Origin of the sequence: Streptococcus sanguinis (genome assembly GCA_013378335.1) — a bacterium.
GTDB lineage: Bacteria > Bacillota > Bacilli > Lactobacillales > Streptococcaceae > Streptococcus > Streptococcus sanguinis_I.
In genome coordinates, this window is record CP040556.1 from 646,947 (window position 1) to 671,287 (window position 24,341).

General features: G+C 41.3%; 18 protein-coding genes and 2 pseudogenes. 18 read left to right on the forward strand and 2 right to left on the reverse strand.

The window, feature by feature from the left end:
* Window positions 1–6: 6 nt before the first annotated feature.
* The 7 genes and pseudogenes from FFV08_03425 (at window position 7) to FFV08_03455 (ending at window position 6,278) form a co-directional block, all read left to right on the forward strand.
* On the forward strand, window positions 7–1,131 hold the full coding sequence (locus FFV08_03425; protein QLB51793.1) for an AI-2E family transporter: 1,125 nt from the start codon (window positions 7–9) through the stop codon (window positions 1,129–1,131).
* Between the two features lie 150 nt (window positions 1,132–1,281).
* The gene (locus FFV08_03430; GenBank protein QLB51794.1) at window positions 1,282–2,622 is read left to right on the forward strand and encodes an HlyC/CorC family transporter; all 1,341 of its coding nucleotides are present in this window, start codon (window positions 1,282–1,284) and stop codon (window positions 2,620–2,622) included.
* A gap of 152 nt (window positions 2,623–2,774) precedes the next feature.
* Window positions 2,775–3,359: pseudogene (locus FFV08_03435) on the forward strand (hypothetical protein).
* 153 nt (window positions 3,360–3,512) lie between these two features.
* Window positions 3,513–4,121 (forward strand): hypothetical protein, encoded by a 609-nt coding sequence (locus tag FFV08_03440; GenBank protein QLB51795.1) that lies wholly within the window; start codon window positions 3,513–3,515, stop codon window positions 4,119–4,121.
* Window positions 4,112–5,626, forward strand: coding sequence for a hypothetical protein (locus tag FFV08_03445; protein ID QLB51796.1), 1,515 nt, complete (start codon window positions 4,112–4,114; stop codon window positions 5,624–5,626). The genes FFV08_03440 and FFV08_03445 overlap by 10 nt, the downstream gene beginning before the upstream one ends.
* Before the next feature lie 8 nt (window positions 5,627–5,634).
* A complete protein-coding gene (locus tag FFV08_03450) occupies window positions 5,635–5,928 on the forward strand; it encodes a hypothetical protein (GenBank protein QLB51797.1) in 294 nt (97 codons plus the stop codon).
* Window positions 5,925–6,278: a hypothetical protein gene (locus tag FFV08_03455; protein QLB51798.1), complete on the forward strand. Its 354-nt coding sequence runs from the start codon at window positions 5,925–5,927 to the stop codon at window positions 6,276–6,278. The genes FFV08_03450 and FFV08_03455 overlap by 4 nt, the downstream gene beginning before the upstream one ends.
* A 413-nt stretch (window positions 6,279–6,691) precedes the next feature.
* On the opposite strand, the gene treR is transcribed toward FFV08_03455, so the two are convergent.
* The gene (treR, locus tag FFV08_03460; protein QLB51799.1) at window positions 6,692–7,408 is read right to left on the reverse strand and encodes a trehalose operon repressor; all 717 of its coding nucleotides are present in this window, start codon (window positions 7,406–7,408) and stop codon (window positions 6,692–6,694) included.
* Window positions 7,409–7,555: 147 nt separating this feature from the next.
* On the opposite strand from treR, the gene treB reads away from it, so the two are divergent.
* From treB to FFV08_03510, 10 genes and pseudogenes are all read left to right on the forward strand, one after another.
* Entirely contained in the window at window positions 7,556–9,592 is a 2,037-nt protein-coding gene (gene treB / locus FFV08_03465; GenBank protein QLB51800.1) for a PTS trehalose transporter subunit IIBC, read from the forward strand.
* An 11-nt stretch (window positions 9,593–9,603) separates the two neighbouring features.
* Window positions 9,604–11,292, forward strand: coding sequence for an alpha,alpha-phosphotrehalase (gene treC, locus FFV08_03470; GenBank protein ID QLB51801.1), 1,689 nt, complete (start codon window positions 9,604–9,606; stop codon window positions 11,290–11,292).
* 736 nt (window positions 11,293–12,028) lie between these two features.
* Window positions 12,029–13,741, forward strand: a complete 1,713-nt coding sequence (locus FFV08_03475) for a hypothetical protein (GenBank protein ID QLB51802.1) — start codon at window positions 12,029–12,031, stop codon at window positions 13,739–13,741.
* A 316-nt stretch (window positions 13,742–14,057) separates the two neighbouring features.
* Window positions 14,058–16,306, forward strand: a pseudogene (locus FFV08_03480) (LPXTG cell wall anchor domain-containing protein).
* 222 nt (window positions 16,307–16,528) lie between these two features.
* Window positions 16,529–17,338: a pyruvate formate lyase-activating protein gene (pflA, locus tag FFV08_03485; protein ID QLB53265.1), complete on the forward strand. Its 810-nt coding sequence runs from the start codon at window positions 16,529–16,531 to the stop codon at window positions 17,336–17,338.
* A gap of 139 nt (window positions 17,339–17,477) precedes the next feature.
* The gene (locus FFV08_03490; protein ID QLB51803.1) at window positions 17,478–18,413 is read left to right on the forward strand and encodes a manganese-dependent inorganic pyrophosphatase; all 936 of its coding nucleotides are present in this window, start codon (window positions 17,478–17,480) and stop codon (window positions 18,411–18,413) included.
* A 91-nt stretch (window positions 18,414–18,504) separates the two neighbouring features.
* Window positions 18,505–19,017 carry a UDP-N-acetylmuramoylalanyl-D-glutamate--2,6-diaminopimelate ligase gene (locus FFV08_03495; protein QLB51804.1) on the forward strand — a complete coding sequence of 171 codons (513 nt, stop codon included), beginning with the start codon at window positions 18,505–18,507 and terminating at the stop codon, window positions 19,015–19,017.
* A complete protein-coding gene (locus FFV08_03500; GenBank protein QLB51805.1) occupies window positions 19,010–19,663 on the forward strand; it encodes a DUF1803 domain-containing protein in 654 nt (217 codons plus the stop codon). Before FFV08_03495 ends, FFV08_03500 begins: the two co-directional genes overlap by 8 nt.
* 101 nt (window positions 19,664–19,764) lie before the next feature.
* Window positions 19,765–19,959, forward strand: a complete 195-nt coding sequence (locus tag FFV08_03505) for a CsbD family protein (GenBank protein QLB51806.1) — start codon at window positions 19,765–19,767, stop codon at window positions 19,957–19,959.
* 203 nt (window positions 19,960–20,162) lie between these two features.
* Window positions 20,163–20,948 carry a CPBP family intramembrane metalloprotease gene (locus FFV08_03510; GenBank protein ID QLB51807.1) on the forward strand — a complete coding sequence of 262 codons (786 nt, stop codon included), beginning with the start codon at window positions 20,163–20,165 and terminating at the stop codon, window positions 20,946–20,948.
* Between the two features lie 179 nt (window positions 20,949–21,127).
* On the opposite strand, the gene FFV08_03515 is transcribed toward FFV08_03510, so the two are convergent.
* A complete protein-coding gene (locus tag FFV08_03515; GenBank protein QLB51808.1) occupies window positions 21,128–22,573 on the reverse strand; it encodes a UDP-N-acetylmuramoyl-L-alanyl-D-glutamate--L-lysine ligase in 1,446 nt (481 codons plus the stop codon).
* Between the two features lie 86 nt (window positions 22,574–22,659).
* Between FFV08_03515 and FFV08_03520 the strand changes: the two genes are divergently transcribed.
* Window positions 22,660–24,288, forward strand: coding sequence for a polysaccharide biosynthesis protein (locus tag FFV08_03520; GenBank protein QLB51809.1), 1,629 nt, complete (start codon window positions 22,660–22,662; stop codon window positions 24,286–24,288).
* Window positions 24,289–24,341 lie beyond the last annotated feature (53 nt).

Here is a 24,341-nt window from a genome sequence, read left to right on the forward strand (position 1 = left end):
AGTCAAATGTTTCATAAAAGTAAGCTGATGTTTTGGACCAGTGAGGTCCTTTTGCTAACGATTATCTTCTTTATCTGGCGCCAGATGGGTGATATGATAACCCCGATTGTTAGCGTTGTGAATACAATCTTGATTCCCTTTCTTGTGGGAGGATTTCTTTACTATATTACGAATCCACTGGTGAAATTTCTCCAGGACAAGCTCAAAATCAACCGGATGATTGGGATTCTGATTACGCTCAGTCTTTTGTTTGGCTTGATTGCTTTGGGCGTTATTTACCTCTTGCCGATTTTGATTAATCAGCTGAGCAGCTTGATTAATTCCACACAAGGCCTTTATTGGGAAATTCAAAGTTTTGTCAATCAATTATCTAAAAATCCGCTCTTTCGAAATCTGAATATCCAGTCCACCATCCAGCAGCTCAACCTGTCTTATGTGGACATTCTGCAAAATATCCTCAACAGTGTCACCAACAGTCTAGGCAGTGTGCTGTCAGCAGTTGTCAATACGCTGATGATTTTGATTATGACGCCTATTTTTTTGGTTTACTTCCTCATGGACGGCCATAAGCTCCTACCCATGCTGGAGCGGACAGTCCTCAAGCGCGATAAGCTCAATATCTCTAGCTTGCTGACCAATCTCAATGCTACTGTTGCCCGCTATATCAGCGGAATTTCAATTGATGCCCTGATTATTGGTGCTCTGGCCTATATTGGCTATAGTGTCATTGGACTCAAGTACGCTTTGGTCTTTGCTATTTTCTCCAGTCTAGCTAATCTGATTCCCTATGTAGGACCGAGCATTGGCTTGATTCCCATGGTCATTACTTATGCCTTTACGGATCCTCAGAAGATGGTGGCGGCCTTGATTTACATGCTGATTATCCAGCAGGTAGATGGCAATATCCTCTATCCCCGTATCGTTGGCGGTGTGATGAAGGTCCATCCTATTACTATCATGGTGCTCTTGCTCTTATCCAGCAATATCTATGGCGTGCTAGGGATGATTGTGGCAATCCCGACCTATTCTATCCTCAAAGAAATCGCCAAATTCCTGGCCAACCTCTATGACAATCACAAGGAAGCCCAACAGCAGAAGAAGAACGAAGAGTTTGGGATTATTAATAAATAAGGATGAGTTTCGGAATCGATTGATTCCAGAGTCTCGAGACTAGAAATAAGACGGAAGGAAGGCTTTCCGTCTTATTTTCATTTCCTGTGCACTAAATTTAAAAATATGATATAATCAGATTTACTTATACATTTCGAGGAGAAAGAATCAATGGAAGACCCTGGCAGTCAGAATATGTTATGGCAAGCCTTACTACTGTTTATATTGACTTTGTTAAATGCCTTTTTCTCAGCTGCTGAGATGGCAATGGTATCGCTCAATCGGGCGCGTGTGGAGCAAAAGGCTGAAGAAGGCGACCTCAAGTATAGCCGCCTTTTGGCTGTCCTGGAAAGCCCTAATAATTTCTTATCAACTATTCAGGTTGGGATTACGGTTATCAATATCCTGTCTGGGGCCAGCTTTGCGGATAATCTGGGAAAGCTTTTCTCTTCTTGGATGGGAAATTCCGAAACAGCACGTGCTATCGGAACTTTCTTGGCTCTGGTGCTGCTGACCTATATTTCCATTGTTTTGGGTGAGCTTTATCCTAAGCGCATTGCCATGAACCTTAAAGATAATCTAGCTGTGCGGGCTGCACCGGTCATTATCTTTCTTGGCAAGATTGTCAGCCCTTTCGTCTGGTTGCTGTCAGCATCAACCAACCTGCTGAGTCGGATAACGCCGATGAAGTTTGATGATGCAGACGAAAAGATGACCCGGGACGAGATTGAATATATGCTGACCAAGAGTGAGGAGACCTTGGATGCAGATGAGATTGAGATGCTACAGGGGATTTTCTCTCTGGATGAGCTGATGGCTCGTGAACTGATGGTGCCGCGGACGGATGCTTTTATGGTGGACATTCAGGACGATACCAAGGAAATCATCGAAAGCATTCTCAAGCAGAGCTTTTCGCGGATTCCTGTCTATGATGGGGATAAGGACAATGTCATCGGTCTGATTCATACCAAGCGACTGCTCAATGAAGGATTCATCAATGGTTTTGACAATATCGTTCTGCGTAAGATTCTGCAGGAACCACTCTTTGTACCGGAAACCATGTTTGTCGATGATTTGCTCAAGGAGCTTCGCAACACGCAAAATCAAATGGCGATTCTCTTGGATGAGTATGGCGGAATGGCTGGTCTGGTTACACTGGAAGACCTCTTGGAGGAGATTGTCGGTGAGATAGATGATGAGACTGACAAGGCTGAAATCGAAGTCCATGAAATCGGCGAGAACACCTACATTGTCTTAGGAACCATGACCCTCAATGACTTTAATGAATACTTTGAAGTCGAAATTGAAAGCGACGATGTGGATACGATAGCTGGTTATTACTTGACTTGTGTAGGGACTATTCCAGATCCGAAAGAACGCATTAGCTACGAAGTCGAAAGTCAGAATAAGCAACTCATTTTGACCAATGACAAGGTTAAAAATGGCCGTGTTACGAAGGTTAAGGTTGAAATTTCAGAACAAGTGGAAATCGATGAGGAAGCTAATAAATAGTTGACTCTTTGTAAATCAAACAGGCTTTCTTATAAAGAAGGTCTGTTTTTGATTATCCCAATAAGGAGGTTTGTGTCATTGAGGTAGAGATGATTCAATAGTAAAATTGCGGAAAAGGCTCTAGTTTTATGGTAAACTATATATAGAAAGACATGGTATTTTGTATGATGAAACGCGTGAAATCTATTCTTTTATCACTGATTTGCCTTTTTGTGCTTGTGATAGGAGGTAAATTTTATATGGATCGAATGAAAGTGGATAATCTATATCGGCATGGTTTTCAGCTCTATGAAGAACAAATCGCGACTTATCTAAAGGAGCATTATAGCGGTATCAGTAAAATCGAATTTTCTCCGATTTTTATTAGTGGAGGAAAGGGAGAAAGCTTTGTTCATTCTCGGGTTATACCTGTGATTTATGATAATTATGGCAATAAAGCCTATCTTCAAAATGGCAGACCTCTAGATATTGGAGTACCTCGTTATGGAACATTTTCCGGTCTTGAATTAGATTTTGCGTACGGTGGTTCCGAGTTTATTCATTTGTTAAATGATGATAAAGAATATATACAAGCTGATCAGTATCAGCACCTGCCTCCATAATTAAAGTTAAAGAAGGATGATATCATGGATGAAGTTATGACGGCCTATGTGAATGAAGGACTTCTAAAGGGAGTAGAAAAAAATAGTCAAGGCAGTCCCAAAGCTGAGATTGTCTATAATTTGGAAATTAGATGAATACAGGGAAGAGAGACTTTCGAATGGCAGTAACGCACTAATTTATTTAGGAAAAGATACATACGAAGAATTTTCCATATGATTAATTGAGTTCTTGTCATTTGTTCATCTCTTTTTGTGGTAAAATTAATATATAAAGAAAAGGAGGTTTATATGTCTAAACGAACAAAATCTATTCTTTTATCTTTGCTTTGTTTTTTTCTACTAGTAATAGGAGGTAAGTTTTATATGGATCGAATGAAAGTGGATAATCTCTACCGGCACGGTTTTCAGCTTTATGAGGAACAAATCGCGACTTATCTAAAGGAGCATTATAGCGGTATCAGTAAAATCGAATTTTCTCCCATTTTTATTACTGGTGGAAAGGGAGAAAGTTTTTTACAAGGCCGTGTAGTTCCAGTAGTTTATGATAGTTATGGAAATAAAGTCTATCTCAGAAATGATGGTTTTGTTGAGAAGGTTCTTGTGGATTATAGTATGGTATTTGGAACTGATTTGGATTTTAATGTTAATGATGGCTCGGAAATTATTAATCTAAGAGATGATAAAAGAAGACACAATAGTGTTATTTGGGGGCAACCGCTACCTGAAAATTTGAAATGGGTAGACCACGAGACAACAGATGAATCGATGGAAGCTTTTTCTAGTGAGGGACATCTAAAAGGTGTAGAAAAAAATAGCTTAGGTAGTCCCAAAGCTGAGATTGTCTATAATTTGGAAATTAGAAGAATTGATGAAAGAGATTTGGATAAATGGAAATAACACATAGGGATATTCAGGTTCTTCAAAAAGATACTAAATATAATGCTACACACCCATCAAAAAAGTTTATAGAAAATCCTGATACCGGTCAGAAATTTCAAATCATCGACCGAATGGAGGGAGTCACTCAGGCTATTGCAGTAGCCCCCTTGGATGCTAATGGAGAGCCTATTGTTTCACAGACTATTGTAACAGTCGCAGGGACTCAGCCAGTTTTTGCCAACCCTCTCAGTCCAGACCATTGGGCTTCAACTTACAATGCCTTTGGAGGAGGTGCCTACGGAGATGGGATGACAGCTCAATATGAGGATATTGAAGCTTTTTATCAGCGTGTCCAGAAGATTACAGAAGTAGGTGACAAGAAGCTAAACCAGCTGGTCAGAATTTATGCCATGAGTGGTTTTAGTCAGTCAGCGAGTCCAGTTGTCAAGATAGCAGCGGAACATAACGTCCCTATGGTTGTCAATTTTACAGACTGGGGAGCTCAAGCTGCTCTTGATAAGGGGAATTTTACTGCCAGTGATTTATCTTATATCAATCGACATGTCACCACCTATGATGCTAATACAAAAGATACGACCATAATGGATAGCAATGGTGGGCGGATTCCATATGCTAATATCATTTCCCGTGAGGGAACGCAAGGACTGCATTCGCCTGCAGAAGATCATAACCCAGCAAAATTCTATATTATTGGCAATAAACTGGATACAGAAAAGTATGCTAAGGAAGGAGAGTTTGTATCAGGGATGACCCCAGAGCAGGTGCGTGCAGCTGCTAAAATCAAAGCTGAGCGAACACCTATCTGGGACAAACACGATGAAGCTTACTTCATTCGCGAATACTATGAAAAGTTTCCGCCCAAGATTGGCAATATGCTGGATTTAGACTGGTATGCAAAAAAAGGTGAATTCTTTGTTGGTATGACGGAGAAGCAGGTGCGTAAAGCAGCTAAAATTAAAGCGGAACAGTCACCTTTCTGGGACAAACACGATGAAGAATACTATGTTAAAGAGTATAAAAAGATATACGGTGAGTTTATATCTGAGGCTAGATATAAGCGTTTATTGACTATTAATCGTGCGATTGAAACAATTTCTACGGCTCAGTCTGGTTTTTCAAGCGTTAGTGGGAGCCAGCTGGTTTATCTACGAAAAGATCTTGTGACTGCAGTTGCGGATTTAGCTGAACAGCAAGGAGCAGAATTTGAAGAGTTAATCAAGCAAAAATTGAGCGAATATAAGCAAAATATTGAAAACATGGTGACATCACTCCGATTGATAGCTTATGGTAGCAGAATCTATTTATCGGATGACGAGTTGGAATCGCTCTTGTCTCAATTTACATTGGAGACTTGTTGGGATAGTGGGGTTGAAGAAGCAACGCTAAGTGAGGCGGCTTCTTACAAACAAAAATTGGATATTTTTGGTTCTAATATACGCCAAGCAGCTGATAGACTCGAAGAAGTAGATCGTCAAGGAAGCATACAGTTTAGTAGTAAGTAGGAGGAACTATGGTAAATCTCAGAAGAATAGAATTAACAGCGAATAATAATCTTGTTGAACTAATGAAGGCTCAAGAACGGGAGATGATCAATGCTCTGATTCAATCGGAGAAATCTAAGGTTACAGCGCAGTCTAGCCTTTTAGCTGCTTGGTTGGCTGAGCAAAAGCTACAGATGTCTGATTTTGCTACTGCTACTCTCAATAACAGTCTAAAGGGTGGATTTTCGGGGAAGGCTGCGACAGCTGCGACAAATTATCTAACAAGTATTCCACAACCAAATCTGCAAAACCCTATTAAATGAGGTCGGCTATGGAACAGATATTCAAACTAGAAGAGAAATATAAGCAAGAATTAAAGAAAATAGAGCAAGTTGAAGAAGCACTGGATTCTATGAAATTAGATGCTCGGAGAAAGACGGATTTATTGAGTGAACAATTGCTTTACTATTCTAGAAATCAATCAACTGATGAGATATGTCGAGCAGTTAGTAAGATGAATGACAATATGGATCAATTTGATTTGTCTTTCAGAAAATTTTTTGACGAACTTAGTGAAGAGAGGGAAGAAATAACCGCTAAATATCGGAAAGACATAGAACGATTGGAGGAGGAATATTATAAAAGAAGGAAAGCCGAGAATTCTCAAATATAGACTGTAAAAATGCCATAGATCAATGCAGTATAAAAAGTGATATTTAATGTTAGCCTTTTAAGTTTACTTCAAGTTTTTTATAAGTCTGTCTTAAGTTTCTGGGATTATACTAATACCATCAAAATAGAAATGAGGACAGTCCAATGACATCTAAAGTTACCCTATATGATAAGCAAATATTGACATTCTCACAGGCGCAAAAGTAGGAAAGGAAGTAATAAGAATCAGTAACGTTTAAAAAGCAGCAGAAGCCCTTAACTAATTTTTTCATATAAATCTCCTAAAACAAGTAAAAAGAAATTTTGAGGCTCTTTGTCGCTCCAAAACAAGGCAGCCTTAGATTACTCATAAAAGAAACCACCTCTGCCAGCTGGAAGGCAGAGGTGGTTTTGTGGTCTAGATGGGACTCAAGTTTATTCTTTCTGACGCTTAGCAAAATCCACAAAGCGAAATTTGTCTAGCTTGTGACGGCTCTCGGTATATTGAAACTGGCGGCCGTCTGCCAGATAGACCTGAGACTTGACAGAGACGACCTGCTGCTCCTTGCCTAGGTCCATGAGAATCTTGTCTCGGTCATTGGCGTGGTCAATGGTAAATTCCTTCTTGGCATAGGCAATGTTGAGTTTTAAGTCATTTTCCAAATAGGCATAAATGGACTGCTCAGCGATTTCCCTTGTCAAGTGGGGGACGATACCCTTGTCTAAATAGTCAATATCTAAGACCGAGGCGACTTGGTCTACAACACGCTGACGGACGACTCGCCAAACCAGTCGGTAGGGAGGGAAGCCGGTGATGTCGGATAGTTTCTGATCTACGGTAATCTTTTCCAAGCTGACAACATTGGTTTTGGACTGCATATTATTCTGCTTGACTACTTCTTGATAGCTGGTCAGCTTAGACACAGGAAAGTCAAACTGTTCCTGCTTGATGACTTTGGAACCCTGTCCGCGAACTTTTTCAATCAATCCTTCTTCCTGCAGCAGCGCCAGAGCCTTGCGGACTGTATCGCGGCTAACCTGGTAGTCTTCTGTCAGCTGATGTTCGCTGGGCAAGAAATCTCCGACAGCATAACGCTCGTCTAAAATATCTTTCTCAATCTGTTTGAATAATTGTTTGTATTTCTTCATCATAAACCCCACTTGTTTTCTTTTTTGCATACAACCTAGAAAATTTTATCAAAAATGAGGGATTTTTTCAACAAACAACTTGCCTACATCTTTGAAATCGATTACAATAATTTGTAAGAGCTTGTTGAAAAACCGACTCGTAAAAAAAATATAAGGAGAGTGCTGGATTCTCATTCAGCCAGTAGTCAAATGGGAAAATTTGAGAAGGAAGCCAAAGATCTGCTAGATGCAATCGGCGGCAAAGAGAATGTCACAGCAGTTAGCCACTGCGCAACGCGGATGCGCTTTGTACTTGTCGACGATAAAAAGGCCAACGTCAAGGCTATTGAGGCAATCCCGGTGGTCAAGGGAACATTCACAAATGCTGGGCAATTCCAAGTCATCATTGGAAATGATGTGCCAATCTTTTACAATGACTTCACTGCTGTTTCAGGTATTGAGGGAGTATCAAAAGAAGCAGCAAAGTCTGCTGCTAAGAGAAATCAAAATCCCCTTCAGCGGGTTATGGCCACTCTGGCGGAAATTTTTACCCCGATTATTCCAGCTTTGATTGTCGGAGGGTTAATCCTTGGCTTCCGCAATGTCCTTGAGGGCGTGCATTGGTCTATGTTGGATGGGAAAACAATCACAGAGGTATCCAAATTCTGGTCTGGAATAAACCATTTCTTGTGGCTTCCAGGAGAAGCAATTTTCCAATTCCTGCCAGTTGGAATCACTTGGTCTGTTTCTCGTAAAATGGGAACTAGCCAAATTCTTGGGATTGTCTTGGGAATCTGTTTGGTGTCCCCACAATTGCTCAATGCTTATTTAGTAGCATCGACACCAGCAGCTGAAATCGCTAAGGACTGGGTTTGGGATTTCGGTTTCTTCACTATCAATCGTGTTGGTTACCAAGCTCAGGTTATTCCAGCCCTTTTAGCAGGTTTATCTCTATCTTATCTGGAAATCTTTTGGCGTAAACATATTCCAGAAGTAGTGTCTATGATTTTTGTGCCATTCTTATCATTGATTCCAGCTCTGATTCTGGCTCATACTGTCTTGGGTCCTATCGGTTGGACAATCGGTCAGGGGCTTTCAACAGTTGTTCTTGCAGGTTTAACTGGTCCAGTTAAATGGCTCTTTGGCGCAGTATTTGGTGCTCTTTATGCTCCGTTTGTGATTACTGGTCTTCACCATATGACCAATGCCATTGATACTCAGTTGGTAGCTGATGCTGGTGGTACTGCTCTTTGGCCAATGATTGCTCTGTCCAATATCGCTCAAGGTTCAGCTGTATTTGCTTATTACCTTATGAAACGCCATGATGAGCGGGAAGCGCAAATTTCCCTGCCTGCTACCATTTCAGCTTACCTTGGTGTTACTGAGCCTGCTCTCTTCGGGGTCAATGTCAAGTACGTTTATCCATTTGTTGCGGGAATGATTGGTTCGTCTATTGCGGGTCTGCTTTCTGTAACCTTTAATATAACGGCAAATGCTATTGGTATTGGTGGTTTACCAGGTATCCTTTCTATCCAAGCAAAATATATGATTCCATTTGCAGGAGTTATGCTTGTAGCAATTCTTGTACCAATGTTCCTGACTTTCTTTTTCCACAAGACAGGCTTCTTAACGAAGACAGAGGAAGATCCAGAATTGCAGGCAGAGTTTGCAGCTCAGGAAGAGGCAGAATTTGCTGGGCCATCCAAAACCGAGTCATCTCCAGAGGTGCAAGCAGCTGATTTATCAGCTCCTGTAACGATTACTAGTCCCTTGGCAGGAGAAGTCAAAGAATTGAGTCAGGCAACAGATCCTGTCTTTGCACAAGGTTTGATGGGGCGTGGAGTTGTCATTGTTCCTAGCCAAGGTGAGTTGGTTTCACCAGTCAATGGTACAGTAACAGTCTTCTTCCCAACCAAGCATGCAATTGGCATCTTGTCAGATGAAGGGGTTGAAATCCTGATGCATATCGGAATGGACACTGTCAATCTGGAAGGCAAAGGCTTTGAAGGTTATGTGTCTCAGGGAGATAAGGTCAAGGTTGGCGACAAACTCATTTCCTTTGATATAGACATGATCAAGAAAGCGGGCTATGTAACGGAAACACCAGTCATCATTACAAACTCAGACAGTTATCAGGTAGAGGAGATTGAACAACTTCCTCGGGCAGTTGAGCGAGGAAGTCAGTTGATGAACGCTAAGCCACTTTAAAGAAAAATGAAATGACTATAGAAAGGGACGGTTCTTTAAAATCTGTCCCTTTTCTCAAAAAAGGAGAAAATATGACACTTGATAAAACAAAGGTTGTCTACCAAATTTATCCAAAATCTTTTAAAGACACGACTGGCAACGGTTTGGGAGATTTTCGCGGGATTATTGAAAAACTTCCTTACCTGAAAGAGCTGGGAGTGGATATGATCTGGCTCAATCCATTCTATCCGAGTCCGCAACGCGACAATGGTTATGATATTTCTGACTATACTGCGGTAGACCCTATCTTTGGTGATATGGCAGATTTTGAAGAGATGGTCAAGGTTGGCCAGCAGCATGGTATTGACTTTATGCTAGACATGGTTCTCAATCATTGCTCGATTGAGCATGAGTGGTTCCAAAAGGCGCTGGCTGGGGATTCCTACTATCAGGACTTCTTTATCCTGCGGGATGAGCTGACGGACTGGCTGTCCAAGTTTGGCGGCAGTGCCTGGGCGCCATTTGGCGATACGGGCAAATATTATCTGCATCTTTATGATGTGACTCAAGCAGATCTTAACTGGCGCAACCCCAATGTTCGTCAAGAGCTCTTTAAAGTGGTGAATTTTTGGCGGGATAAAGGAGTCAAGGGCTTCCGCTTTGATGTCATCAATGTCATCGGAAAAGATGAAGTGCTGACGGACTGTCCAGAGCAGGAGGGCAAGCCAGCCTATACCGATAAGCCAATCGTGCATGACTATCTGCGTATGATGAACGAAGCAACCTTTGGTCAGGACGATTCCTTTATGACGGTTGGCGAAATGAGCGCTACGACGATTGAAAACTGTATCCTTTACACCGCACCAGACAGGCAGGAGCTATCTATGGCCTTTAATTTCCATCATCTCAAGGTGGACTATGAAGCTGGACAGAAATGGACGCTTAAGGCCTTTGACTTTGAAGAGTTAAAACGCCTCTTCCATACTTGGGGCAAGGAAATGAGCAATCATGAAGGCTGGTCAGCCCTTTTCTGGAACAACCATGATCAGCCGCGAGCTCTCAACCGCTTTGTCGATGTAGAGAATTTCCGCAATGAAGGAGCGACCATGTTGGCAGCCAGTATTCACCTTTCGCGCGGGACGCCTTATATCTACATGGGTGAGGAGATTGGCATGGTGGATCCTGACTATGACTCCATGGAAGATTATGTGGATGTCGAGTCTCTCAATGCTTACCAGACTCTGCTTGCTGAAGGTCAATCGCCAGAAGCAGCCTTCAGGATTATCAAGGCCAAATCTCGTGATAATTCTCGGACGCCTATGCAGTGGGATGATTCAGTCAATGCAGGTTTTACAACAGGAACTCCATGGCTGAAGGCGGGCAAATCCTATCCTCTTATCAATGTGGAAAATGAAATCAAGGGCCCGATTTTTACCTTTTATCAGAAATTGATTGCCCTGCGTAAGGAACTGCCTATCATCGCAGAGGGCAGCTATCAGCCAGCTTATGAGGACAGTCCTCAGGTCTATGCCTTTGAGCGGGAGTGGCAAGGACAAAAACTTTTAGTCCTTAACAACTTCTATGCTGATCCGATTACTGTGGACATCCTGCCGGATTATCAAAATGGTCAGGTCCTCCTGTCCAATTACGGCAAGAATCAGGTTGAACATGTGCTGACCCTGCAGCCATACGAAACCCTGGCTATCTTGGTGGAGGAATAAATCATTCTAAAAGAATCTGGAAAGGACTTTCAGATTCTTTCAGATTGAAGACAAAGTCCAAAGAACAGAAGTTTCTAAGGGCTTTGTCTTCAATCTGAGCAGCCCTTATGGGGCTGTTTTTTTCAATGAAAGGAGATCTTATGTTTAGAAAAATTTTTGACACCAAGAAACCGCAACGCTCTAGTGACCGATTCAAGTCCCTGATACATACCCTATCTAGTATGAATGAGCAGGATTTAGCAAAAGTAGAGAAATTACTTGAACTCTAAATGCTTATGTTTCTCTTGACTGCCAATTCAAACCCCATCTCCCTCGATGTAGAGGACTTTGGGTTTCCTTAACGTTTCTGACAAAGCAGAGCTACTTTGAGCTATCTTCTCAGCCACATCCTGCGTGATGCGATGGACGGTCTGGTGGCTCATGGAAATATCAGTCAAGAGTTCTAAAGTCTCAATTGTGTAAAACGCTTTCTAAAATGTTACAATTAATATAGAAATATTTTTATAGGAGGTCTAAGATGAAAAAAATAGGGCTTCATTATTGGAAATTATTGAAGGATAAACGATTTTAAGAAGATAAAAGGGAAGTGGTTTGTCTCGCTTTTATTTATCAGAAATAGGACCGTTTTTATAAGTAACTTTACTTTAAGAAATGTAATTTAGGAAAGTTTGAAATATTTCTAAAACAGTCACAAGAAATTTTATGCTAAAAGAAAAATTACGGAGGAAGTTTTACAGTGAAAAAGTTACCATATTATCAACCAGATTTACAGTTGCTAATTCATGAATTAAAAAATTGCAGTAGGATTATTGATGAAGAACACGAACTGTATAAATTCTTAATTACGTATTTCGCTGCTTCAGCAACTGAAAATACTGGATGTCTACTTCCAGAAAAATATAGAAAATTCAAGAGAGATTCATTACAGAGCAGAGGAATGCAGCTCATTGGTCAAATTCTAGATGAATTACATTTTTTAGATTTAGATATACCTTCGACATTTACGTTAACAAATTCAGGTATTAAGCAAGTTATTGAATATATCAATGAAGAGTTAGACAGAAAAATTCAGGAAGAATTGGTATTGTATCGAAAAGAAAGTTTATTGCTTAATTTAACATTGTTGGCAAGTGTTTTAAGTAAAATTACTATATATTTAAATACCGATTATAAGGCGACAGTACCTGATGGAATAGATGAACTGATAGTTTCTTTTAATTCGATAAAGTCATATATATTTTTTGATCCGCGTGTCTTTTTAGGTGAATTAAAGTCTACGTTAGAACATATACTTAATCGACTGCTTTTAACTGGAGAACAGGAATATCGTCAAAACTCTCGTAAAGTAGAAATAAACTATACTGGCTTATGTAGCCTATTTGAACTATTCTTTGCGAAGATACTTCTGGATTCGTATATTGATTTGTTACCTTTTGTTAATAAGGACGAGCGTGATGAGATTTCATTTTCAAAGGAAAAAGGTATTTCTCTACCAAATAGAATTCTTGAAAACTTTACAAACTATATCGTTGATACACGAGACGAAGAACTTATCATTGGCGATAAAAAAATTGAGGTAATTTTGAAATATTTACAACAAGTAAAAAATATATCGCCAAATATTTTAAATAATTATCTCTCACAGCCTGATGAGAATAGAGCCTTAAAACTTGAAAATATTTATTTAAGTTTATGTGAAAAAAATCTCATTATTAGCGATTTCTCAATGAATCAATCTCTTTCGACTGATGACTCTAAATTAGTGATTGAAAATCTAACTTTAAATAATAAGAGTTTCTACGAGAGTATGCCCATAAACAGTATCATTGGGGAACCGAATATGAGACTATTTAGAGCACCAGTGCTTGAGTTTTCAGAGATAGATATTCTTCCAACGTTTTCATTTTTAGAATCAGCTAAATATTTTCCTTATCGAATATTGAGAAGTGATATTCTTAATAAGAAGAATGGGAAGACATGGACAACACTAATACGAAAAAATTTTGATGAAAGATTACTACCGGAGTTTAAAAAAATTGCAGAAAGCTACGATAGGGATTGTAAAATAAATTATTACCTTAATCAGTCAAAGATTGATGGGATTAAGGCATTAGTAAAAAATAATTCCTTAATTGAGGAGTTGGATTTAGTTTTTATTTACAATAATACTTTATATACTTATGATTTAAAAAATTATGGACTTGCCAGAAATGTAAAACAATGTAAAAGTATAGTTAATTCACAGATATATAAAGAGTTTGCAAAATTAAATAAATTAAAATCTACGATTTTATCAAATAAATTGTTGTTTCAGAAAGAGTTTGGTCAATTTGATACCGTAGAAATAGGCGTAGTCACCGTTAATACTACACCATATAAGTATTTCAAAAATGGTAGAGTGTATTCTATTCCAGAACTTAGAAAAAATCCCAATCTATTAATTTCTTAAAAAACTGGAAGATAGTAATTTGAAAATAGAAAAAAGTTTTCTTAACACTTTATAAAATATTTAAAAATAATTTTCGAGAGCTTCGGCTCTCTCAGACCAAAGACAAACATTCCAAATGGTGTTTGTCTTCAATCTGAAAGAATCTGGAAAAAATTCCAGATTCTTTTTTATGTGTTGGGCCAGTCTAGGCAAGTATTTTTCTGAAGTAAGAGAAACTAATACAGAATTTTAAGAAAGCCTTTGCAAAATTTGATTCTTTTCTTTATAATAAAAATTAAATAGGATAATATACATTTATACAGAAAAGGAGAAATTCATGAAAAAACAAGTTTCTTACAGGCAGCTCTTTCCTACAGTGGTCTTGCTAGCTGCTTTTCTGTCCCTGCTTTTTTCTGTCCAACTGGTCGGAGCAGAAGAAGCAGTAAGTTCGTCGACTTCAGATGCGGCAGCTCTTACAGAGAATCCACCTGTAAGCGATGCGTCGGTTGCCAGTCAAACGGAGAGTCCATCTGCAGAATCGGGAGAGTCAAGGCCAGCTTCTACAGAGACAGTGGAAAAGGCAGACCAAGCCCCTGCTGCAGCACAAGCTGCGACTAGCGGACCAGAAGTTGTTCCAAATGTAGGAACTATTCAGGGAGAATCACAAGTCTCTCCCTATGAGAACAAGGAAGTCCAAGTTTCCAATGTAGTTGTGACGAAAACAGACCGCTATGGTTTTTATGTTCAAGACGTGACTCCTGATGGAAATAGCAGGACTTCTGATGCTCTTTATGTTGTTTCTAAAGAAAAAGTCGATGTCGGTGACAAACTTAGTCTTGAAGGTCGTGTCAAAGAAGGTTATATGGAAGAGCTCAGCGTTCGTCAGGGGCAAACTTTCAACAAGCCCAGTGGTAGTTTGACAGTCACTATGCTGGTCGCTTCCAAGGTGACCAAGGAAGGGAAAGTTGACTTACCTGATCCAGTTGACATCGTGGCTAATATGCCTCAGGATACGGTCGATAACGATATTAATAACTATCAGCCTCAAAGTGAAGCTTTGGACTACTGGGAAAGTTTGGAAGGAATGTTGACGACGGTGAAGAAACCGCATATTCTGGGACCTCAGTACCGAGGTGATGTTTATGTCTTGCCAGAAGGTTATCAGGCTTTACCATTAAACAATATCGGAGGGCTCAATCTTCGTCCAAACGCCCAAAATACCGCAACCATTCCAGTATATGTTGGCAATAAATTCATTGCCAAGGCCAAGGATTATTTCAATGGTGATGTGGTTGGAGTCGTGACCTATCGTGGTAAGATTTACAAGTTGGAGCCGACTCAGCTGCCTGATTTGGTGGACGGTGGCTTGCAGAGACAGGTCTCTCCTATCTATCCAAGCGAGGACAAGCTGACTATTGCTTCCTACAATATCGAGAATTTTTCTGCTAATGCTAAAAAAGGTGAAACACCTGAGGAAAAAGTGACTAGAATCGCTAATTCCTTAATCAATGAAATCCACAGTCCAGATATCATCACGCTCATCGAGGTTCAAGATGAGAATGGCAGTGTCAATGACGGGACGACCAGCGGTGTCAAAAGCGGCGAGAAACTAGCGAGCCGCATCAAAGAACTGGGCGGAAAAACTTACAAGTACACCGAAGTTGCTCCACTTGACGGTCAAGATGGCGGCAAGCCTGGCTCTAATATCCGAGTGGCCTTTCTCTACGATCCAAATCGGGTGAAGTTAGTCGAAAAAGAAGCCGGTACGAGTGACGAAGCAGCTAGCTTTTCCGGTGGCCATTTGGTTAAGAATCCTGCTCGGATTGCTCCAACAAATCCAGCCTTTACCAAGGTTCGTAAATCCTTGGCAGCTGAGTTTGAATTTAAGGGCCAGCATATCGTCGTTATCGCCAATCATTTGAAGTCCAAGATTGGGATGATGCCGTTTATGGTTCCGCTCAGCCAGCAGTTCAGCATACGCAGGCAGCCCGAATTGAGCAGGCGAAAATTTTAAATAGCTTTGTTCAAGAAGGGCTGAGACAAAATCCTAACCTTAAGTTTGTGCTGACTGGTGATTTCAATGATTTTGAATTTTCCGAAACGGCTAAAGCACTGGCGGGTAATGAACTGATTAATCTTATGCAGGAGCATGATGCGGCTGACCGTTATTCCTATTTCTACCGTGGCAGCAACCAAAGCTTGGACAATATTTTCATTTCGAAGAACCTGGCAGGCAAGGCAGTCTTTGCGCCTGTCCATATCAATGCCTCCTTCATGGAGGAACATGGCAGAGCTTCAGACCATGATCCAGTAGTGGTGCAGCTGGACTTTTCTAAGGATGTCACAGCTTCGTCATCTGACAGCTCCCAGCCGTCTCAATCAACTGGACAATCTTCTGTAGCAGTAGAGCAAGGAGCTCCGTCTCAGACCAATCCTCCATCGTCCAATCAAACTGGACAAGGTCAGACTGTTGGCAGCAAGAAGAAGGGACTCCCGCAGACTGGCCAAAATAACAGTGGCTGGGCAGTTTTGGGATTGACCTTGCTAATGTTTGCTTTTACTCTCAAAAAGAGAAGTAGAAATTAACTAAAATCAATTTAAAAAGTGAAATTGGGGTGGAATAAAGATTCTGCCCTGATTTTTTTGCTTACTGCTTTCGCCCTAAAGTTTCATCTGTTGTAAAACACTGAAAATGAAACTGAAAAACAGTTTGTTTTCTAAAAAATAGGCAAATTAAGTCTATTTTTGCTTTAATCATGTTATAATGTAGTTAGTTATAAAACGTTTTCAGAGTTAAGAGGTTGCATGATGGTTGAAGAGAAAATTGAAGAAGCAGTTGATTATGGAAAGGTAACGGGCATGGTCCACTCCACCGAAAGTTTTGGAGCTGTTGATGGACCGGGCATCCGTTTTATTGTCTTTTTGCAGGGCTGCCATATGCGCTGCCAGTATTGCCATAATCCGGACACATGGGAGATGGAGACCAACAAATCTCAGCTGCGGACAGTGGATGATGTTTTACAAGAAGCTCTCCGTTACAAGGGTTTCTGGGGCAATAAAGGCGGAATCACTGTCAGCGGAGGAGAAGCCTTGCTGCAGATTGATTTTCTGATTGCCCTCTTTACCAAGGCTAAGGAGCTGGGCATCCACTGTACCTTGGATACCTGTGCCCTGCCTTTTAGGAATACGCCTCGCTACCTGAAAAAATTTGACAAGCTCATGGCTGTGACGGATTTAGTTTTGCTAGATATCAAAGAGATTAACGAAGAACAGCACAAAATCGTGACCAGCCAGACTAACAAGAATATCTTGGCTTGTGCCAAGTACCTATCTGACATTGGAAAGCCAGTCTGGATCCGCCACGTCTTGGTTCCGGGACTGACTGACCGTGATGATGACCTGATTGAACTGGGTAAATTTGTAAAGACGCTGAAGAATGTTGATAAGTTTGAAATTCTACCTTACCATACCATGGGAGAATTCAAATGGCGGGAGCTGGGCATCCCTTACAAGCTGGAAGGTGTTAAGCCTCCAACAGCCGATCGGGTCAAGAATGCCAAGGAACTCATGCAGACTGAATCTTATACAGAGTATATGAATCGGGTGCATAATAGCTAATCTACTTTGAGTATGAATTACTGGGCTGGTGAGCTAACCAGTCCATTTTTCTTAAGAAAATGCCCTTCTGCTTTTGTGAAATGCCTGTAATTGTGGTAAAATAAATGCAATAAACATTATATAAAAGAAGAGGTTTATCATGTCTAAAATTTTAGTTTTCGGTCACCAAAATCCTGACTCAGATGCCATTGGTTCATCTTACGCTTTTGCTTACTTGGCTCGTGAAGCTTATGGCTTGGATACAGAAGTTGTTGCTCTGGGTGAGCCTAATGAAGAAACAGCCTTTGTTTTGGATTACTTTGGCGTGGCTGCACCGCGTGTGATTACATCTGCAAAGGCAGAGGGAGCTGAGCAAGTTATCCTGACAGACCACAATGAATTCCAGCAGTCCGTGGCAGATATCGCTGAAGTTGAAGTATATGGCGTGGTGGACCACCACCGTGTAGGCAACTTTGAAACAGCTAGTCCCCTTTACATGCGCTTGGAGCCAGTGGGATCTGCTTCATCTATTGTTTACCGCATGTTCAAGGAGCACGGCGTAGCAGTTCCAAAAGAAATTGCAGGACTACTGCTGTCAGGTTTGATCTCTGATACTCTCTTACTTAAGTCACCAACGACTCATCCGACTGACAAGGCCATTGCACCAGAATTGGCTGAGCTGGCTGGTGTCAACTTGGAAGAGTATGGTTTGGCTATGCTCAAGGCCGGAACTAATTTGGCTAGCAAGTCTGCTGAAGAATTGATTGATATCGATGCTAAAACCTTTGAATTGAACGGAAACAATGTCCGTGTAGCACAAGTTAACACTGTTGATATTGCTGAAGTTTTGGAGCGTCAGGCAGAAATCGAAGCAGCTATTGAAAAAGCAAACGCTGAAAATGGCTACTCTGACTTCGTCTTGATGATTACAGACATTATCAACTCAGACTCAGAGATTCTGGCTATTGGCAGCAATATGGACAAGGTCGAAGCAGCCTTTAACTTTGCTCTTGAAAACAACCGTGCTTTCCTTGCGGGCGCTGTTTCTCGTAAGAAGCAAGTGGTACCTCAACTGACAGCAAGTTTTAATGCTTAAAGAGCTCATTTGACGAAATAGGTTACTAGATGGGGGCTATTCCCCTCATACTAAAAAGGAGTTTCGGCTCCTTTTTTGATAGGCGAGAGAAATGAAGATTCAAGATTTACAAGATGGAGATTTGATTTTTACAGTCGGATCTTCAGAAATTGCTACAGCCATTCGAGCAGCGACTGGTTCATACAGCCACGTGGCCATCTTTTTTAATGGTGAGATTTATCATGCAACTCAGGAGAAGGGCGTTATCAATCAAAACTTATCTGATTTTTGGCAGGATGAGGATGATTATAACGTATATCGCTATCCAGCTATTGAAGCAGAAGCTGTCTTTAAAAGGGCCAAATTACATCTAGGAAAGCCATACAATTTCAGCTTTTATCCTCAGTCCGATAGTTTTTACTGCTCGGAGTATATTGCGGAAATTTTGCCGATTTTTGATACGATTCCCATGCAGTTTGGTGATGAGGAAAATCTAATTTCTGATTTTTGGCAGGAATATTATTGGGATTTGGGCTTAGCGGTTCCCCTAGGTCAGCCTGGGACGAATCCTAGTCAGTTGGCTCAGTCAAGAAAACTCATCTACAAAGGAGAACTTCATGATTAAAATCATCAATCACAGCCGTTTGACGCGCCAGCCCTTTTTTCAGGAGCTGATTGATTATTTAGACCAGCATGAGACAGTGATTCTGCGGGAGATTAAGAGAGAGTTTGAGGGCGTGGCCAATATTGACCGCTCAATAGAAGAGTATATCAAGGCTGGCTACATAAAGCGAGAAAACAAGCGATATTACTTAACGCTGCCTCTTGTGGAAAGTTTGGAAGATTTGCAATTGGACCAGGAAGTCTTTATCCGTGATGACAGCCCTCTCTATCAGGAACTGTTGGAGCTGCGCTTTGAGACCCAGCTTTCCAATCAGACCAATGCGGCGCTCTTGCTGGAAGAGACAGATTTTCAGCGGGATAAGCTGACCTTGGCTAATTATTTTTACAAGATGCAACGCCAATATCCGCTGTCTGAGGCACAAAAGCCCCTCTATGCTGTCTTCGGCGATGTCAATCCCGAGTATGCACTAAAGTATATGACGACTTTTCTCCTCAAGTATGTCCGCAAGGATGAGCTCATGCAGAAGCGGCGGGACATTTTTGTCGATAGCCTAGTAATCTTGGGTTATATCCGGCAAAACGAAGCAGGCAAGTATGAGTTGCAGGCCAGCTTTGATAAGGAGAGATTGATTTTCCAGCTGTGCTGATTTTCCCATAGAATGAGCAGAATAGTTGACCTTTGAAAAGAAAAAACTTATACTACTGTAAACGGTATCAGATACTGTAAAAAAAGAATGGAGGCAATCATATGTCACTAGAAAATAAATTCGATCAAGCTAAAGGCGCTGTTAAAGAAGGCGTGGGCAAAGTTACAGGAGATAACAAGACAGAAGCAGAAGGCTTTGTAGAAAAAACAGTTGCTAAAGCTAAAGAAGTTGCTGAAGATGCTAAAGAAGCTGTAGAAGGTGCCGTTGAAGGTATCAAAAACAGCTTGGATAAATAAGAATAGTGAGAAGAGAGTTAAAATTTAACTCTCTTTTTCCTTTCCAAGTAGAGATGAAAATTTTTTTCACCTTCTGTTTGTAAATGAAAAACGAAACAGGTAGCAGTAAACAGCAATAAAAGAGTTTTATAAAATTGTAAATAATAAAAATTTAAGCTTTTCATGCTAAGATAGAAATATAAAAAAGAACCTGCAATGATGATATGAATGTACAGGCGCTGAAAGGAAAGATGATGAAACTATTGATGCACTTACGCCCCTCCAAGCCTTTGAAAGAGCTGAAGTGGTTTGATATTGCTGTGATTACCCTGCTTATGTTTGGGCAGTTTATTTACCGCTCAACGGAGCTTTATCTATCTAGCTTTGGACCAGCTTCCAGCACAGGAGCGACTGAAACGGTGACCAATACAGCCAGTGAGGGAGCGGCTTTTTCTAGCAATTTCAATTTTCAGCTACTGATGCTTGTCTTGACCATTCTTTATCTATTGCTTCGGCGCTTTGACTTTAAGCAGCTCCCCATCCGTATGAGCTGGTCGGTTCTCCTTTGGACTCCTCTTATTTTTGTAGTGGTAGGGTTCTTTGGTGACATTGTAACGACATTGAGCGGTGAGTATAATTATTTTGATCCAACTCTCTGGTCTTATGTAGACTTGCTAGAAATTTTTCGGAAATTTGCTGAACTGACACCTATGGCTATTCTCTATGGACTTCTCAATGGCTTCTATGAAGAATTCTTCTTTCTGGGTCTTATGACCTCTGTTAAGGATAAGTATAAGTGGTGGGCTTTGGCCTACTCTACTATCATTCGGATTTCTTTCCACACCTATCAGGGCATGCTTTGGGCTTTGGTTATCGGAGTGGTGTACGGTCTCTTTTACTATTTCCTTTACAAGTACAAGGTCAAGAACCTCCTGCCTTTCTTTCTCGTGCACGCTTTGGCGGATATGTTTGGCTCCAGCTTGATGTATGTCCTGATTAAATGGCGTTAATTTTTACAAAACGACAATGAGGCTGGGACAAAAGTCCAACCTCAAATATAAAAAGCGAACAAAACTAGTTTTCTGGTAATCAGAATTCTGCTTTGTTCGCTTTTCGTATTTAATTATAGATTTGAAGGGCTTAATAATTAAGATTTTTAAAAATTGAAATCTTTTTGTCCCAGCCTCTCTTATAAATACTTTTCAGCAAGGGCATAGTCTCCTGGATAGGCTACTTTTTCTCCTTCTACGATTTGGTAAGCATCCGCTCCTTTGCCAGCTAGAATGACGGCATCTCCCTCTTGATCTGTCAGACTGAGAGCTTTTTTGATGGCTTCTTCACGGTCCGCTATTTTTTCCACTGGATAGGAGATATAGGATGCGATTTCCTCCGCAATGGCTAGGGGATCTTCATAGTTGGGGTCGTCCGCGGTTAGGATAACGGTCAGCTCAGGATGCTGATTAAGTAGGAGACCGAAGTCTTTGCGGCGGCTTTCACCCTTGTTGCCAGTAGCACCCAAAAGGAGAATAATCTTGCCTTTCTGGTGTTCCTCTACCACAGATATTAGGTTGCTCAGGCTGACGCCATTGTGAGCGTAGTCAACGAAGACCTTGGCGCCATTTTTCTGAGTCAGAACTTCCATACGGCCTGGGACTTGGGTTGCGGCAATTCCTTTTTTGATGTCTTCGAGGCTAGCACCCAGACGCAGACAGGCAAGACCAGCCGCTACTGCATTTTCCTGATTGAAGCGGCCGATGAGCTGGATATCATAGTGGCCAGTTAATTTACCAGCAGCTTCAAAGCTGAAAGCCTGAGAATCCGTGATAGTGTTGTTAGAGCCTGTTCCATAGAAATCGTGTTCCATAGAAGCGACTTGCTCTTTCACGATTTGGAAATGGTCCATGCCGCTATTCACAATAACTGCTCGGCTATTGTCCATCAAGAGCCGCTTGTTGTAGAAGTAATCTTCAAAGGTGGGATGCTCGATTGGACCGATATGGTCGGGGCTGATATTGAGAAAGACACCGACATCAAAGGTTAGGCCATAGACCCTTTTCTTGAGATAAGCCTGACTGGAAACTTCCATGATGAGATGAGTCCGATTATTAGCAAGGGCTTGGGCCATCATTTTAATGAGATCCAGACTCTCTGGTGTAGTCAGAGTTGACTTGAAGAAAGTCTCGCCATCCAAAGTGGTGTTCATAGTCGAAAGCAGGGCAGGATGATGACTTTGGGAAAGGATTTGATAGGCAAAATAAGCTGTAGTGGTCTTGCCCTTGGTGCCTGTAAAGGCCAGCAGTTTGAGCTTTTTCTCAGGATGGTCGTAAAATTCCATGGCTAAGAGACTCATGGCCTGCTTGACATCGTTGACCAAGAGGACCGGAATGCCCACTTGAAAGTCTGTCTCGCTGATATAAAAGCGTAGGCCAGCTGTGACGGCTTTTTCTAGAAATTCTTTCTTAAAAGCCTCACCCTTGACAAAAAAGAGGGTAGAGGCATCCGCTTCCCTGCTGTCATAGCTGATACTATCGAAAGTTAAGCCGCTGTAGGAGAAGAAGTATTCTCCGTCTTTGACAATATCCCGAAAATTATGGTCTTTTTTTAAAATATCTAATACGGTTTCAATTTTAATCATAAATCTATTGTAAACCTTATGGCTGGGTTTTACAAGAGGCAAGGAAAAGTTTATAATAAAAGAAGAATAAATAGAAGAGGTTTTCTATGAGCCAAGAAACAACAAGCCAGCAGCAACAGATGCTGCGGGGAACTGCCTGGTTAACTGCCAGCAATTTTATCAGTCGTCTTCTGGGTGCCATCTATATCATTCCTTGGTATATCTGGATGGGCAAGCACGGCGCTGAGGCCAACGGCCTTTTTACTATGGGCTACAATATCTATGCTTGGTTTTTACTGATTTCGACAGCCGGCGTGCCAGTGGCCGTAGCCAAGCAGGTAGCTAAGTACAATACCATTGACAAGGAAGAGCACAGTTTTACTCTGATTCGAGAGTTTCTCAAGTTTATGTTGCTTTTGGGAGCCATCTTTGCAGTCATCATGTACCTGCTCTCACCAGTTTTCGCTTCTATGTCCGGTGGTGGTTCAGACTTGGTGCCTGTTATGCAGAGTCTGTCCTGGGCTGTTTTGATATTCCCATCGATGAGCGTTATCCGAGGTTTTTTCCAAGGTTTTAACAATCTCAAGCCTTATGCCATCAGTCAGATTGCGGAGCAGGTCATTCGGGTGATTTGGATGTTGCTGACAGCCTTTTTCATCATGAAAATCGGTTCTGGCAACTATGTAGAAGCGGTTACCCAATCAACTTTTGCCGCTTTTATCGGTATGCTGGCTAGTATGGCTGTCTTGGCCTTCTATCTTTGGAAGACAGGAATGCTGACTTCCATCCTTCATAAGCCATCGAATGCTACAGAGATTAATGGCCGTGCCCTGCTCTGGGATACCATTCGTGAAGCCATTCCTTTCATTATCACGGGCTCTGCTATTCAGCTTTTTCAGATTATTGACCAATCTACCTTTATCAATGTCATGGGCTGGAACAGTAAGTACAACAAGTCAGAGCTTCTGGTTCAATTCGCCTATTTCTCAGCCAATCCTAATAAAGTCACCATGATTTTAATTGCTGTGGCGACCTCTATTGGTGGTGTGGGGATTCCTCTCTTGACCGAGAACTATGTCAAAGGTGATTTTCGCTCGGCTGCCCGCTTAGTGCAGGATAATCTTAGCATGCTGATTTTCTTTATCCTGCCGGCAACTATTGGTGCTGTTTTGGTGGCGGAGCCACTTTACACCGTTTTCTATGGCACGCCAGATAGCTTAGCACTAGGCCTTTTCATCTTTGCTATGCTGCAGACCATTATCCTCAGTCTATATACGGTGTTGGCTCCGATGATTCAGGCCCTCTTCCAAAATCGAAAAGCTATTATTTACTTCCTCTATGGAGTAGGAGTGAAGTTGGTGCTGCAAGTGCCATTGATTTATATTTTCAAAGCTTATGGACCTCTTCTTGCGACGACAATTGGTCTGATTATCCCAATCCTGCTCATGTATCAGGAAATTCGCAAGGTAACTGGTCTGAATCCTAAGAACCTCTTTAAACGAAGTCTCCTGTCAGTGATTCTGACGGTTCTGATGACTATCTTTGTCTTGGTAGCAGAACTGCTCATTGGCCTCTTTCTCCATCCTAGCGGACGGATTTCCAGCTTTGTCTATATAGCTCTGATTGGGGGCATTGGCCTCGCTGTCTATGGCGGTCTGGCGCTCAAAGTTCGCCTTATGGATCGCTTTATCGGTTCAAAAGCAGCCAGTCTGCGCCGACGCTTTCATATCTATTAAAAAGCCGCAGGGCTTTTTAATTTTTAGCTTTGTTTTTCTAAAACATCAACATT

Coding starts and splice junctions, on each gene's coding strand:
- pflA (QLB53265.1), top strand. CDS start 16,529: ATGGTTGAAGAGAAAATTGAAGAAGCAGTTGATTATGGAAAGGTAACG.
- treR (QLB51799.1), bottom strand. CDS start 7,408: ATGATGAAGAAATACAAACAATTATTCAAACAGATTGAGAAAGATATT.
- treC (QLB51801.1), top strand. CDS start 9,604: ATGACTATAGAAAGGGACGGTTCTTTAAAATCTGTCCCTTTTCTCAAA.
- FFV08_03505 (QLB51806.1), top strand. CDS start 19,765: ATGTCACTAGAAAATAAATTCGATCAAGCTAAAGGCGCTGTTAAAGAA.
- FFV08_03450 (QLB51797.1), top strand. CDS start 5,635: ATGGTAAATCTCAGAAGAATAGAATTAACAGCGAATAATAATCTTGTT.
- FFV08_03520 (QLB51809.1), top strand. CDS start 22,660: ATGAGCCAAGAAACAACAAGCCAGCAGCAACAGATGCTGCGGGGAACT.
- FFV08_03490 (QLB51803.1), top strand. CDS start 17,478: ATGTCTAAAATTTTAGTTTTCGGTCACCAAAATCCTGACTCAGATGCC.
- FFV08_03430 (QLB51794.1), top strand. CDS start 1,282: ATGGAAGACCCTGGCAGTCAGAATATGTTATGGCAAGCCTTACTACTG.
- FFV08_03445 (QLB51796.1), top strand. CDS start 4,112: ATGGAAATAACACATAGGGATATTCAGGTTCTTCAAAAAGATACTAAA.
- FFV08_03455 (QLB51798.1), top strand. CDS start 5,925: ATGAGGTCGGCTATGGAACAGATATTCAAACTAGAAGAGAAATATAAG.
- FFV08_03440 (QLB51795.1), top strand. CDS start 3,513: ATGTCTAAACGAACAAAATCTATTCTTTTATCTTTGCTTTGTTTTTTT.
- FFV08_03495 (QLB51804.1), top strand. CDS start 18,505: ATGAAGATTCAAGATTTACAAGATGGAGATTTGATTTTTACAGTCGGA.
- FFV08_03515 (QLB51808.1), bottom strand. CDS start 22,573: ATGATTAAAATTGAAACCGTATTAGATATTTTAAAAAAAGACCATAAT.
- FFV08_03510 (QLB51807.1), top strand. CDS start 20,163: ATGAATGTACAGGCGCTGAAAGGAAAGATGATGAAACTATTGATGCAC.
- FFV08_03500 (QLB51805.1), top strand. CDS start 19,010: ATGATTAAAATCATCAATCACAGCCGTTTGACGCGCCAGCCCTTTTTT.
- FFV08_03425 (QLB51793.1), top strand. CDS start 7: ATGTTTCATAAAAGTAAGCTGATGTTTTGGACCAGTGAGGTCCTTTTG.